The organism is Streptomyces sp. NPDC026589 (assembly GCF_040638385.1).
Taxonomy (GTDB): Bacteria; Actinomycetota; Actinomycetes; order Streptomycetales; family Streptomycetaceae; genus Streptomyces.
Genome location: NZ_JBEZYG010000041.1, coordinates 1 through 12,878 on the forward strand (window position 1 = coordinate 1; position 12,878 = coordinate 12,878).

The window sequence follows — 12,878 nt, forward strand, 5'->3', positions numbered from 1 at the left end:
TCAGGCGTGTCCTGCGTCCCGCCGCCCTGCGGCCGTACCTTCGACGGCGGGATCAGCGGCTCCGCGATCTCCCACAGCCCGTCCGGAACAATCCAGCTCCACGTACCCCGCCCCATGACGAGCTCAACGAGCCAACCCCCACATAGGACACGGTCTTAGAGGTTGTCTCACGTGGCGAGTTTCGCCAGCTTCTTGTAGCAGGTCAGCGCGGCGGCGAGACCGAGGAAGGCGAGGAAGTGGGAGCCCTTTCGCTCGTATCGGACGGTGAGGCGGCGGTAGCCAAAGAGCCAGGCGATGGACCGCTCGATCTTCCAGCGGTACCGGCCGAGTCGTTCGCCGGACTCGATGCCAGGCCGGGCGATGCGCGGGGTGACCGCCCGTTCCCGCAGCCAGGCGAGGTGCTCGGCGGAGAAGTATGCCTTGTCGGCGCGGAGTTTGACCGGTCGGCGCCGCCGTGGCCCGCGCCGGGAACGGATGGCGGGTATGCCGCGGATCAGCGGCCTGAGGGCGAGGCTGTCGTGCATGTTCGCGCCGGACGCGGCGACGGCGAGCGGGATGCCCTGGGCATCGGACAGCACGTGCAGCTTGCTGCCCTTCTTGGGGACTGTCAAACGAGCGGATCTGTCCCGTAGTCGGTGGTGACGTCGAGTAGCCGTCCATGATCATAATCTTGTGATGGATGTCAACTCCCTTGTCGGTACAGTGTTTTCCGGGCTTTCGGCGCTGGTCGTCGAGGATGTGGCGGATGGTGGTGACGCGATGGTGGTCACGGCCCGCACTCGGGATGTGGCGGTGCCGTGTCCGGTGTGCGGATCGCCGACGGCGAAGGCCCATGGATATCACCGCCGGACGGTGGCGGACGTGCCGGTCGACGGCCGCCAGGTCGTCGTTCACCTGCGCGTACGGCGGCTGGCCTGCCCGATCCTGGGCTGCCGGCGACAGACCTTCCGCGAGCAGATTCCCGGACTGCTGGAGCGTCACCAGCGCCGCACGGTTCGGCTGGCGGGCCAGATATCGCAGTTGGCACGGGAGTTATGCGGTCGGGCGGCGACCCGCCTGGCCGGCCTGCTGGCCGTGCCCGTTTCCCGCAGTACCGCGCTGCGCCACCTGCGGCGCCTGCCGCTGCCCCGGCGGGAGATCCCACGGGTGATCGGAGTGGATGACTTCGCGCTCAAGCGACGTCACCGCTATGCCACCATCATGACCAACGCCGAGACTGGCGAGCGGATCGACGTGCTGTGCGACCGCACCGCGGACACCCTGGAGAAGTGGCTGCGCGAACATCCTGGTGCCGAGGTCGTATGCCGGGACGGATCGGCCACCTACGCCGAGGCCGTCCGCCGTGCTCTGCCCGACGCGGTGCAGGTCAGCGACCGCTGGCACCTCTGGCGAAACCTCTGCGACAAAGTCCAGCTCGAAATCCGCGCACATGCCGGCTGCTGGGCCACCATCAACCCGTCCCGCCCCGGCGGCATACGCGAGCAGACCACCCGCGAACGCTGGAACAAGATCCACGATCTCCTCGGCCAGGGCGTTGGCCTGCTCGAATGCGCCCGCCGCCTCAGCCTGGCCCTGAACACCGTCAAACGCTACGCCCGTATGCCCGAACCCCAGGCCCTGCGCCTCACCCCCGCCTACCGGCCGACCCTCGTCGACCCCTACCGCGACCACCTGCGCGAACGACGCCGGGCCGACCCCGCCGTCCCCGTCACCCACCTGCTGCGCGAGATCCGAGACCTGGGCTACACCGGCAGCGCCAATCTGTTGGTCCGCTACCTCAGCCAAGGCCGTGCCGAAGGCGACCGACCCGTCACCACACCGCGTCACGCCGGCCGCCTCCTCCTTACCGACCCCGAAAACCTACGCCCGAAGGAAACGGCCCTGCTGGAGAAGATCACCGCGGCCTGCCCGGAGATGACCCAACTCGCCTATCTCATAAACGTCTTCGCCACCCTGCTGAAGCCGACCGAGGGAAACGACCTGAAGCTCACCGAGTGGATGACGACTGCCCGCGCCGCAGCACTGCCCCACCTGCACAGCTTCACCAACGGCCTCGAAATTGACCGGCTCGCCGTCAACGCCGGCCTCACCCTGCCCTACCACAACGGGCGCACCGAAGGCGTCAACACCCGCACCAAACGGATCATGAGACAGATGCACGGATGCGCCGGATTCGACCTCCTCCACCACCGCATCCTGCTCGCCTGACAGGCACCCACCGTCACCACCGACTACGGGACAGAGCCTGATTCCTGATAGACCCCCCTGCGACCTGTCCGACGTCAGGTACGCAAGGTGCCCCGGCAGCTGTGGGCTGCCGGGCACCCGGCTACTGGGATAGGTCAGGAGTTGGAAGTGATGGGCGGGTTGAAGCCGCCCTTGCCGTTGCCCGGGTAGACGAACAGCTTGCCGAGGTTGTTCATGGCGAGGATGTCGCTGCGGCCGTCGCTGGTGACGTCGGCCGCAGCTATCAGGCTCATCTTGCTCCAGCCGGAACCGGCCTCAATGGCTGAACCGAAGCCGCCCGCACCGTTGCCCGGATACACGAACAGCTTGCCGCCGCTGTGGACGGCGAGCACGTCGGCCTTCTTGTCACCGGTGAAGTCCGCGGCGGCGATCAGGCGCATCTCGCCCCAGCCGGAACCTGCCTGGGAGGGAGCGGTGAAGCGCCCCTTGCCATCGCCGGGGTACAAAAACAGCTTCCCGTCCTTGTGGACGGCGAGAATGTCGGCCTTGGCGTCGGCCGTGAAGTCACCGGTGGTCAGCAGGTGCATGTCGCTCCAGCCAGATCCGGCCTCAATAGCTGAACCGAAGCCGCCCTTACCGTTGCCCGGGTAGACGAACAGCTTCCCGCTGGTCTGGACGGCGAGAACATCGGCCTTCTTGTCGCTGGTGAAGTCGGCTGCCGCCAGAAGACGCATGTTGTACCAACCGGAACCGGCCTTGTAGCGGGGCCCGAACTGGCCCGTACCGTCACCGGCTTGAACGTACAGGCCACCGTCGACGGCATCGAGGGTCATGGCGTCGGCCTTGCCGTCGCCGTCGAAATCGGCGAGGTGCAACTGCCGCGCCCACACCTTTTCGACCGTGGCACGCACCCACTCAGCAAGGTCGTCCGTACGTGCGGCGATCGCGCCGGTGCGGGTCTCGCTCTCACCGAGGCAGCCACCCTGCCAGGAGCGGGAGGCCACGCCGACCAGTTCGGTCCTGCCGTCCTGGTTCTGCCGCACCAGGGGGGCGCCGGTGTCGCCCTTGCACAGGACGTCATCGGCGCTCGCGCCGACCAGGGCAACGTCCGTACCGGCAACGTCGTCGACCTTGAATGAGACGGTGTGGGCCGCGTCGGGCACCCATTCGGTCTTGGTACGGCCGAAGCCGGTCCCCTGGAGGGTTTCACCGGTGGCAGTAGGAGTGGTCGCCAAGGCCAGGGGGGTCTTACCCGTCGCGGGCTGCGAGAGCCGGGCCATGACCATGTCGCGGTCGTCACGGGGGACGAGTTCGACCACCTCGGTCACATGGCCGTTCGCACCGAGACCGATGGTGGCAGTGGTCTTCCACTGGGGCTTGCCGGGCGTGACGCCGGTTCCTGCGTTCGGAACCGCAGCGAAACAGGCGGCAGCGGTGAGCACCCACTGGGAATCCACCAGGGTCCCGGAGCAGGAGCGTCTCTGTCCCCCCTCTCCGATGTCGAGCTTAGCCGTGAACGCGTACGCAGCGTCCGGGGCCGCGGAGCCCACACCAGCCTGTGCAGGGCCGCCGGCAAGCATACCGGCCGTGGCGACGACCATCGCGAGAGCCGCTGTCGACACTGCTCGTGTGCGTATTGCAGACACGTTTGATTCCCTCATTTCTCATCTTCCTGATGGTGGTGGTGAAACACCGATTCCTATGAATCGGGCGGTAGGTGCGGAGCGTTCCGCCAACCGGCAACGCAGAGCCCGAGAGAATGGTGGGGCCCGCAGTCGTCGAAACAGGATGCCGTCGTCGTCATCTCGTGCCCACAGAAACTGACACACAGTACGTCCGGCCAATGTAGCGATCGGCCTCGGTCGCGGCCGAGGGGTACGAACGCCCTGCGACCACTGCGATGTCCTGGCCGAGGCGCGGCGAATACGTAGGCCGGGGACTATGGTGTCAGCGGCTCCTTGGGCCGTACTGCTGAGAATCAAAGCTCACGCGACTACTGTTCGGACGACGAGTTGCCTCGCCGCACTGCGACGTACACAGCAGGACGCCAGATTATTTGCTGATGCGGAGTTCGACGAGGACGGAGCGCTTCTCCCCGCCGGGAGTGTCGGTCTCGCCGATCTCGGTGACGTCGTTCGCGGGTGCCTTGTAGACCGTCGTCTTGCCGTCTGCGGTGACCGTGGCCTGCATGGGCTGGTCCTGGGTCCACACGAAGAAGGTGTCCGGGATTTCCATGGTGAGGTAGCCGGTGGTGCCGGTGGTAACGAAGCAGAAGCCCCGCTTGTCCAGGCGGGATTCCACGAAGACCTCCTTGGCGCCCAGGCAGGCGTTGATGCCTCCCTCGCCGTTGCCGGGCTTCAGCATGATGTTGCCGTCGCCGCGCTTCAGCACGATCTCGCGGTCCTGCAGGATCCGCTCGGCGCCAGGGTGGATGAAGTCCTCCACCAGAGAGGGCATTTCAGCTGTGGCAGCCGCCCTTGGTTCCGTTGCTGCGGCGGAGGCATCGGCTGTGGCGAGCCAGGTGAATGTCCCCCCAAGCACGAGGAAGCCGAGTCCCCCGGCCAGCGCTGCCTTCATCGATCGAGTTCTCATATCAAACCTTTGGGTCGAGCTTGGTCTTTGACCTCAATCCCATGGGGCGAGGCCAAAGCAACTTACCAGTAGGTACTACATGAGCATTTGATGTACGGTCAGGCGGCCGCCTCGGTATTCGACAGGCGTGCACGTTCGCAACCATCACGAGACCTGAACCTCCGTTGAAGGCGCCTGCCAGCCAGACTGCGGCCGGGCGGTGCTGCCCCACCCCTGCGTGTGTGGTCCTGCGCCCTTACGGGGGTCACGCAGGGAGAGTTCATGAAGCGTTCAACCCGTCCCAGATCACCCTTCAGCGGGGTGAGAAGCAGGAAGCTGCCGGAAGGCAGGGGCACGTACCGATTCGTCTCCCTTGCCCTGGTGGCGTCGGTCCTGGCCGGCGTCCTGGGGGCCAGCCCCGCGACTGCCGAGGAACCCGCTGTCATCGGCGTGGACAAGTGGGACCGTGACTACATCGTCCGGGCCTGGGAGGAAGGCGGGCCGGGAGTCAGGCAGGCGGCGGAAGCCGCCCTTGCCGGGACCGACGACAACATCCTCACCTTCCTCGCGACCGAGGAGAACCTGGCTCAGTACCACGACGAACGTATCGCGGCAGGCCAGATGGCCAGCACCGGCGGCATAGGGGTACGGGAAGCGGCCAAGAAGGCCCTGCTCGGATCCCAGGACGAGCTTGAGCAGTTCCTGATCGACGGCTGGAAGGCGCCGCAGGAACAGGACAGGCGTGTCCGCGTCGGCCAGATCATCAGCACCGGCGGCAACGGCGTGCGCGACGCTGGGAAGGCTGCTCTCCTCGGCTCCCCGGCAGATGTACAGAAGTTTCTCGACGAGGGCCAGTACGAAGCCCGCGCCACCGACCAGCGGGTCGAGGTCGGTCAGATCATGGCCGTCGGCGGACCAGCTACCAAGGCCGCCGCCAAACTCGCTCTCAGGGGCACCGAACAGGACGTCGCCGAATTCCTCGCCACAGGCCAGCATGTCGCCCGCGCTCGTGACGGGGAACAGGCCACCCTGGCCCAGCTGGCAAAACAGGCCGGCTACGCCAGCCGTCTGGCCCAGAAGGAATCAGACCAGGCAATCGAAGACGCTCGACGCGCAGAGGCCGCCTCCGTGCTCGCCAAGCTAGCTGCCGCAGAGGCGGTGAAGGAAGGGGAGGCCGCGGGCAAGGACTCTGTCCGCGCCGCCAGCGCCGCCGCCCGCGCCGCCCAGGCCGCCCGCGGCGCGGCTGCTGAAGCCAGCAACGCCATCGGAGCGGCCCGCGCCGCCAACGCCGCCTCCCGTATCGCTGCCTCCGCCGCCGCCGCAGCAGCCTCCGCGGCAACGAAGGCAGCCGATGCCGCCTCCCGCGCACGATCCGCCGCCGCTGCCGCAGCATCGGACGCGGGCAAAGCGGACGATGCCCGCAAGCTCGCGGCCGCCGCCCGCAAGGCCGCCGGTCTCGCCGACGACTCAGCCGCCGCCGCCGACCAGGCCGGGAAGGCCTCGGATGCCGCCGATGCCGCAGCGACCGCCGCCGGCAACGCAGCAGGCAACGCAAAGGCAGCCGCCGACGCCGCCGATGCCGCGAACGGTTACGCCGCACAGGCAGGGGTCAGCTCGGACGAGGCACGCAACGCCGCCGCCCAGGCACGACTGCACGCCAAGGAGGCCCAACGGGCCGCCACCGCATCCGGCGCCCTGGCACGCAAGTCCGCCACTGCGGCCTACCAAGCCCGTGATGCCGCCCGCTCCGCCGCCACCCACGCACGCAACGCCGCAGACGCCGCAGACGCCGCAGCCGACCACGCCGGAGACGCCTCCAAGGCAGCCGCAGAGTCCGCGAAGCACGCTGGCGAAGCGAGCAACGCCGCCGGCACAGCCGAGAAGGCACTTACCACCGCTCAACAGGTCTTCACACTCGCCCGTGCAGCCGAAGAGCAAGAACTCACCGACCGCACCACCGTCGGAGTGGAGAACGCCGAGAACCGCAAGAAGGAACGCGACGCCCTCAACGCCAGAATCGCCCAGTCCGTCAAACAGATCTACGCCCTGGACGACGAAGCACGCAGCCTCAACCAGGAGGCCGCCAAACCCGACACTGACCTCAAGGCGCTGTCGGCCAAGGGACGTGCCCTGGCCGTCAAGGCCATGCGGAACGGCGACCACGGCCCCTGGACCCAGGAAGCCGCCGCTGCCGCTCTCTCCGGCGACGACACCGCCGTCGTGCTCTACCTGCGCACCGGGCGAGACGAGGCGGTCGCCCGCGATACACGTTTCCAAGTCGAACAGCTTGCCGCGGACAGCCCCTACCAGACTGTCCGGGACGCAGCTGACCAGGCGCTCAAGGGCAGTAACGAGGACGTCGAAACGTTCCTGCGCCACGGACAATTCGAGGCAGCAGTCACGGAATACCGGATCCAGGTCGGAAAGGTGCACAGCACCGGCGGCCCCGGGGTGAAGGAGGCCGCTAAGGCCCTGCTCCAGGAAAACGATCCCAAGAAGCTCGCAACGTTCCTCCTGGCCGACCAGTACATCGCACGCAACACCGACGAGCGCGTCCGCGCGGGCCAGCTCCTCTCCAGCGGCGGACCAGAAGTAAAGGCCGCCGCCCGCATCGCACTGTCCGGCTCCGCAGACGAACTGCACACCTTCATCCAACACGGCCAGCACCAAGCCGACAGCATGGACCAGCTGACGGCTACCCACCTGGCACAGACAACCCAACTCATCGCCGAAACCGCACGCTCCGCCGCCAACGCCCGCGCCCAAGCCTGGAAAGCCCAACAAGCGGCCGCCCGCGCCCGCAAGGCAGAGGACGAAGCGAACAAGGCCGCAGCCAAGGCCACAGAGTCAGAGGCCCAAGCGTTCAGGTTCGCTGCCGCCGCGAATAAATCAGCCACAGAAGCTGAAGAATCCGCAGCCAAGGCCACCCAGTCCGCCGCCACCGCACGCACGGCCGCAGCCGACGCCAACCACTACGCCGACAACGCCGAAGCCTCCGCCTTCAGCGCCCAGTTCTCCGCCGACTACGCCCGCAACTCCGCCGCCGAGGCCCGCAAGTCCGCAGACAGAGCCCACGCCAGCGCCATAGCAGCCAACAAGAGCAAGGAAGAGGCGGCAGCCGACGAGAAGGCCGCATGGGACACAACCGAGAAGCTACTCAAAGCGGAACTCGAGGAAGCCAAACGTCAGGCCGAAGCAGAGTTCAAGCGTCAACAGCAGGCAGAAGAGGACCGGCGTAAGCGTACCTGCCACGTACCCTTCACCGAACGGGGAGATGCCGCCTTCCTGAACTGCGTAAAGCGGAACGGCGACGAAGCTATCATCGCAGGAATTGAGATGCCTCAATTCCTGCGGGATCTCGCCCTCGAGATCTCTGGAATCCAGGGAGTACTCGACTGCCTCAACGACCCTGCGTTCACGCAATGCGCCATAGCGTTCGCCGAGGTCATCCCCGCGGGCAAGATCCTCAAGCTCCGCAAGCTGGACAAGCTCGAAGAAGTCGCACAAAAGGTCCGCCTCCGCAAGCCCAAATGCCCCGCATGCTTCCTTGCCGGCACCAAAGTCCTCATGGCAGGCGGAAGCACCAAGAACATCGAGAACGTCCAGCCCAACGACCAGGTCGTCGCCACCGACCCTGCCACAGGCAACACCAGCATCAGGCAGGTCACCCGACAGGTCATCACCAAGGATGACAAGTGGTTCAACGAACTCACGATTGCCACCCCCAATGGCCCTGAGACACTGAACCCAACATACGAGCACCCTTTCTGGTCGCCGTCCGAGAATGCCTGGATCAATTCGGCAGACCTCCGGAAGGGAATGACCCTTCGCACCGCTGACAGTGGCAAGCAAGTCCATGTTCTGAAGAATCGGCCCTACCAGCTTTCAGCAACCACATACAACCTGTCCGTAGCAGGCGTTCACACCTACTACGTACTGGCAGGCAACACCCCCATCCTCGTCCACAACTGCCTTGAGTTCGACCCGCAAGCCGTAGGGGCTAGCCTCCCCAAGTTCGACGGAGGGCAGACCACGGGCTCTTACATGGATGAGGATGGATTCATTCTCGACCTCGCGAGCGGTAGAGACCCTGCCCACAGACGACTCATAGACGCAGTCAACAAGAGGCTCAAGGATAAACTGGGTCACACGTACAATTCGGATCGCGCGGACCATGTGGAGCAGAAGTTCGCAGGTCTCATGCTGGAAGATGGGATCGACAGAGCTGAAATAGTCATCAACAATCCGGCAGGCCCGTGCGTGGACATGGGAGGTCTCGGATGCGACCAGGTGCTCAACGCCTTGCTCGGCAATAAGTCGCTCACGGTACACTGGCCGGACGGCAAGGGTGGCTTCGAGTCGCACACCTACGGTAGCGGTAGCCCCAGAAGAGGGAATAGGCAATAATGACGATGCACGGAATTGCGGCGGTGTTTCGCCGCGAGCACATCGAGAATCCTAGGATTCTAATCACTCCCGAAGATGTTGACGAAATGATCAACATTCTCCTAGAGAGCGACATCACCGAATGTGCCGCCCAAATGTACTCGCTGGACCGTCCCCGTCTTCCCTCCGGAATCTTTGACCACTCCTTCATCATTGGAGTTCGCGAAGACCGAGAGGCTGGTGTTGTGTCATCGGCCGACGGGGGCTGCGAAGAGCCAAACGTGGTTTCAGTCGGGAACCACGAACTAGGCCGAGGCCCTGTGTACTACTGCCAAAATGGCAGCTCCTTCGACTTTCCATTGTTTTCAGAAATCCCGATCGAGAAAGTACGGGAAGTCGCCAAAGAGTTCGTTGCATCCGGCGGAAGGCGCCCTAACTGCGTCGACTGGGATGTAGCCGGGTATCACGATCAGTAGTCACAAGTTGATAGCTGTCGTGGATGCTCCGATAGGCAGGGAATCCTAAGGGCTGTCCCATATGTGCTCTGCGGGTCGATTCGGTCACCCTCTGAAACAAGCCTAAACGCGCACACGGCAAATGCCACTATGGGGCCTACAGAAGAAGGCCGCCCGCTGATCCTGCTGAATCAAGCCGGTGCGGGTGCCTTCGCTGGCGTCACCATCTTCCTTACCATCAGCGATAGCAGCTGCTGACGAGGGAAAAGCCGGTCCTGAGCCTCTTCGAGTTGGCCACCGATCGGGTGGCGGGCCGTGAATCGCAACGAGCGAGGCCCCCGAGCTGTTGATTGAGATGTCTGACGTCTCAACCACGTTGCTCGGGGGCCTCGTTGGTCGTCCATCCTGCCGCACTTGACCTGCCGCACGCACTCGTGGAATGGGTGACCATGCTGACCGTCACCCGTGAGGGCGACCGGCGCTGCAAGCTCCGCCCGTCACAGCGCGCGATGGTGGCACTGGTGTACCTGCGCGAACACACCACTTTGGCGAAGATCGCTGCCGGGTTCGGGATCAGCGAGTCCACCGCGCATGCCTACACCACCGCGGTCGTGGACCTGCTCGCCGCCCGTGCACCGGGCCTGCTGAAGACGCTGCGCGAGCACGACCCCGACTTTGTCCTGCTCGACGGGACGCTCGCCGAATGCGACCGGGTCGGCGACGGCCGGGCGGATTACTCCCACAAGCACCGACGCCACGGCGTGAACGTACAGGTCCTCACCGATCCCGACGGCCGGCTGCTGTGGCTCTCGCCCGCCCTGCCGGGCCGCACCCACGACCTGACCGCCGCCCGCACCCATCGGTTCATCCGGATCTGCGAGCGCCAGGGCGTCCCGATCCTGGCCGATCTCGCCTACCAGGGCGCCGGCCCGTGGCTGACCACCGGCATCAAACGCAGACCCCTACGGGAACTCACCACCACCGAGAAGACCCGCAACCGAGCCCTGGCCGCAGCATGCGCACCCGTCGGCGGCGTCGCCCGCCTGAAGTCCTGGCGCATCTTCCGCAGGTCCCGATGCAGCCCCAACCGCATGACGTCAATCGCCAAGGCCATCCTCACCCTGGAGCGGCCTGCGTGCGGACGTACGCCTCGATCGGCGCGACCTCGAAGCCGAGCTCCACCGCGTGGGCGACAGTGGGCGTGGCGTACCAGGCCGGGCCGGTGGAGGTGTCGCCCTTCGCCATGATCAAGCCCGGTCGGCGTTAACAACGCTCGTGATCAATACACCTAGTGTGATGCGCCGGAAATCCTGAGGGTTAGTAAGTACCCTGTTGTCATGACGTATTCGGGGCCTTCTGCTGTGGTGATCACGTTGTCCGAGGCCGAGCGTGCCGAGTTGTTGCGCCGGACAGAGGTGCCGCACCGGCGATCGGCTGAGAAGGCCCGCATCATCCTGGCGTGTGCTGACGGCATGTCAAACGCGGGTGTCGCACGGCTCGTGGGTGTCCAGGCCAAGACGGTCGGCAAGTGGCGTCGGGCTTTCACGGCGGAACGGATGGCCGGGCTTGAGGACGCCGGCTGGATCGGCCGGCCGAAGGCCGACCTGATCCTCGACGATGCTGAGCGCGGGCAGCTGCAGCAGTGGGCGCGGCGGGCCAAGACCGCCCAGTTCCTCGCGTTGCGAGCCAGGATCGTGCTGCGCTGCGCGGAGGACGGGACGAACCAGCAGGCTGCGGCCGACCTCGGTATCGACAGGTCGACCGTGGACCGCTGGCGGGCCCGGTTCATCGCGAAGCGCCTCGATGGTCTGCAGGACGAGCCGCGCTCGGGCAGGCCGCCTTCGATCCTCCTCGACCAGGTCGAGGAGGTCGTCGTGGCCACCCTGGAGTCGGTCCCGGGCCAGGACACGCACTGGTCGCGGGCCTCGATGGCCCGGCGCACCGGCCTGTCGAAGTCGACGATCGGGCGAATCTGGAAACGGTTCGACCTCAAGCCCCACCTGCAGGGCTCCTTCAAGCTGTCCACCGACCCGCAGTTCGTCGCCAAGGTCGTCGACGTTGTCGGCCTGTACCACCACCCGCCCGAGAAGGCGGTCGTGCTCTGCGTGGACGAGAAGAGCCAGATCCAGGCGCTGGACCGGTCCCAGCCGGTGCTGCCGATGATGCCGGGCATGCCCGAGCGCCGCACCCACGACTATCTGAGGCACGGCATCACCAGCCTGTTCGCCGCCTTCAACATCGCCGACGGCACCGTCATATCGGCACTGCACCGCCGCCACCGGGCGATCGAGTTCAAGAAATTCCTGATCCGGATCGACAAGGCGGTGCCCGCCGGACTCGACGTGCATTTGGTCTGTGACAACTACGCCACCCACGACACCGCCGAGATCCGGACGTGGCTCGGCAGACACCCCCGCTTCCACGTCCATTTCACCCCCACCGGCTCCTCTTGGATGAACCAGGTGGAGCGGTGGTTTGGCCTGCTGACCGACAAGCTCATCCGCCGCGGCGTCCACAGGTCCGTGAAGGCCCTGGAGGACGACATCACTGCGTGGATCGACACCTGGAACGAGAACCCTCGGCCTTTCACCTGGACCAAGACAGCCGACGAGATCCTCAACTCCCTCGCCGACTACCTCACCAAGGTCGGAACCACCGGCCAAAAAACAGAGCAGAACTAACCCTCAGGATTTCCGGCGCATCACACTAGAGCCCAGCATTGGGCGAAGGTCTGAGTCAACCCGCGTTCAGCAGAGGGCAGTAGTGCGGAATCCGGACAGACACGTGGAGCAAGTGTCGTTACCTACACGCGTCGGCGCACCTCTGAGGCGGCAACGCGGCGTGTCCGGCGGCTGCCCGTACCTTCCGGTCCTCACGCGTTTAGGCTGCTGTCGCATCTGGTCGGGGGCTCACAGCCGGGGCGACGCGCTGGGGCTTCGCGTGTCACAGCCGGCATCCAGCGAAACCGGAGAACTCCGGGGGAGGCAGTGGACCCAGATTCCAACCCCGTCCACTGCGAGGTCGAGCAGGCCCGTCACCGCCTCGGGCAGCAGATACTGAACGGCCGACTGCACAAGTTGACGGGCAGCGGCATCACCCTGCGGATCGACGGTGATCCCATACATCTGCTCGGTCTCGCGCGGGCCGGCGAGGACCGTACAGGCCTGCGCGACAGCGAACTGAGCGGCTCCCCGGTCCAGCCGGGCGTAACCGAGGGGTGAATCCGACCGGTCGCCACTGAGAGCCGGGAAGGGACAGGGTGACCGCCATGCGACCGAC

The 12,878-nt window shown here is 65.8% G+C and carries 8 protein-coding genes and 2 pseudogenes; 6 read left to right on the plus strand and 4 right to left on the minus strand.

Annotated elements, in window-relative coordinates:
* Both AB0F29_RS39110 and AB0F29_RS39115 read right to left on the minus strand, forming a co-directional pair.
* Positions 1-116: pseudogene (locus tag AB0F29_RS39110) on the minus strand (IS5/IS1182 family transposase); the annotation flags it as partial.
* Positions 117-167: 51 nt separating this feature from the next.
* Entirely contained in the window at positions 168-611 is a 444-nt protein-coding gene (locus AB0F29_RS39115; RefSeq protein WP_361883060.1) for a transposase, read from the minus strand.
* A 91-nt stretch (positions 612-702) separates the two neighbouring features.
* Here AB0F29_RS39115 and AB0F29_RS39120 point away from each other — a divergent pair, with 91 nt between their 5' ends.
* A complete protein-coding gene (locus AB0F29_RS39120; RefSeq protein WP_361883156.1) occupies positions 703-2,208 on the plus strand; it encodes an ISL3 family transposase in 1,506 nt (501 codons plus the stop codon).
* Between the two features lie 134 nt (positions 2,209-2,342).
* Here the strand turns inward: AB0F29_RS39120 and AB0F29_RS39125 are convergent, their stop codons facing one another.
* Together AB0F29_RS39125 and AB0F29_RS39130 are read right to left on the minus strand one after the other, a co-directional pair.
* Entirely contained in the window at positions 2,343-3,788 is a 1,446-nt protein-coding gene (locus tag AB0F29_RS39125; protein ID WP_361883159.1) for an FG-GAP-like repeat-containing protein, read from the minus strand.
* Between the two features lie 451 nt (positions 3,789-4,239).
* Complete coding sequence (locus tag AB0F29_RS39130; protein ID WP_361883063.1) at positions 4,240-4,644, minus strand: hypothetical protein; 405 nt, start codon at positions 4,642-4,644, stop codon at positions 4,240-4,242.
* 396 nt (positions 4,645-5,040) lie between these two features.
* Between AB0F29_RS39130 and AB0F29_RS39135 the strand changes: the two genes are divergently transcribed.
* The 5 genes and pseudogenes from AB0F29_RS39135 to AB0F29_RS39155 all read left to right on the plus strand — a co-directional run bounded on the left by AB0F29_RS39135 (position 5,041) and on the right by AB0F29_RS39155 (position 12,820).
* Positions 5,041-9,165 carry a polymorphic toxin-type HINT domain-containing protein gene (locus AB0F29_RS39135; protein ID WP_361883066.1) on the plus strand — a complete coding sequence of 1,375 codons (4,125 nt, stop codon included), beginning with the start codon at positions 5,041-5,043 and terminating at the stop codon, positions 9,163-9,165.
* On the plus strand, positions 9,165-9,620 hold the full coding sequence (locus AB0F29_RS39140) for an Imm1 family immunity protein (RefSeq protein WP_361883069.1): 456 nt from the start codon (positions 9,165-9,167) through the stop codon (positions 9,618-9,620). Before AB0F29_RS39135 ends, AB0F29_RS39140 begins: the two co-directional genes overlap by 1 nt.
* A gap of 371 nt (positions 9,621-9,991) precedes the next feature.
* A pseudogene (locus AB0F29_RS39145) lies at positions 9,992-10,729 on the plus strand (transposase family protein); the annotation flags it as partial.
* A gap of 231 nt (positions 10,730-10,960) precedes the next feature.
* Positions 10,961-12,280 carry an IS630 family transposase gene (locus AB0F29_RS39150; RefSeq protein ID WP_361883162.1) on the plus strand — a complete coding sequence of 440 codons (1,320 nt, stop codon included), beginning with the start codon at positions 10,961-10,963 and terminating at the stop codon, positions 12,278-12,280.
* Positions 12,281-12,586: 306 nt separating this feature from the next.
* Complete coding sequence (locus AB0F29_RS39155; protein WP_361883072.1) at positions 12,587-12,820, plus strand: hypothetical protein; 234 nt, start codon at positions 12,587-12,589, stop codon at positions 12,818-12,820.
* Positions 12,821-12,878: the final 58 nt, after the last annotated feature.

What these genes read in the sequence shown, in the direction of transcription:
- AB0F29_RS39125 (WP_361883159.1), bottom strand. Translation starts at nt 3,788, where the DNA reads ATGGTCGTCGCCACGGCCGGTATGCTTGCCGGCGGCCCTGCACAGGCT.
- AB0F29_RS39135 (WP_361883066.1), top strand. Translation starts at nt 5,041, where the DNA reads ATGAAGCGTTCAACCCGTCCCAGATCACCCTTCAGCGGGGTGAGAAGC.
- AB0F29_RS39140 (WP_361883069.1), top strand. Translation starts at nt 9,165, where the DNA reads ATGACGATGCACGGAATTGCGGCGGTGTTTCGCCGCGAGCACATCGAG.
- AB0F29_RS39130 (WP_361883063.1), bottom strand. Translation starts at nt 4,644, where the DNA reads ATGCCCTCTCTGGTGGAGGACTTCATCCACCCTGGCGCCGAGCGGATC.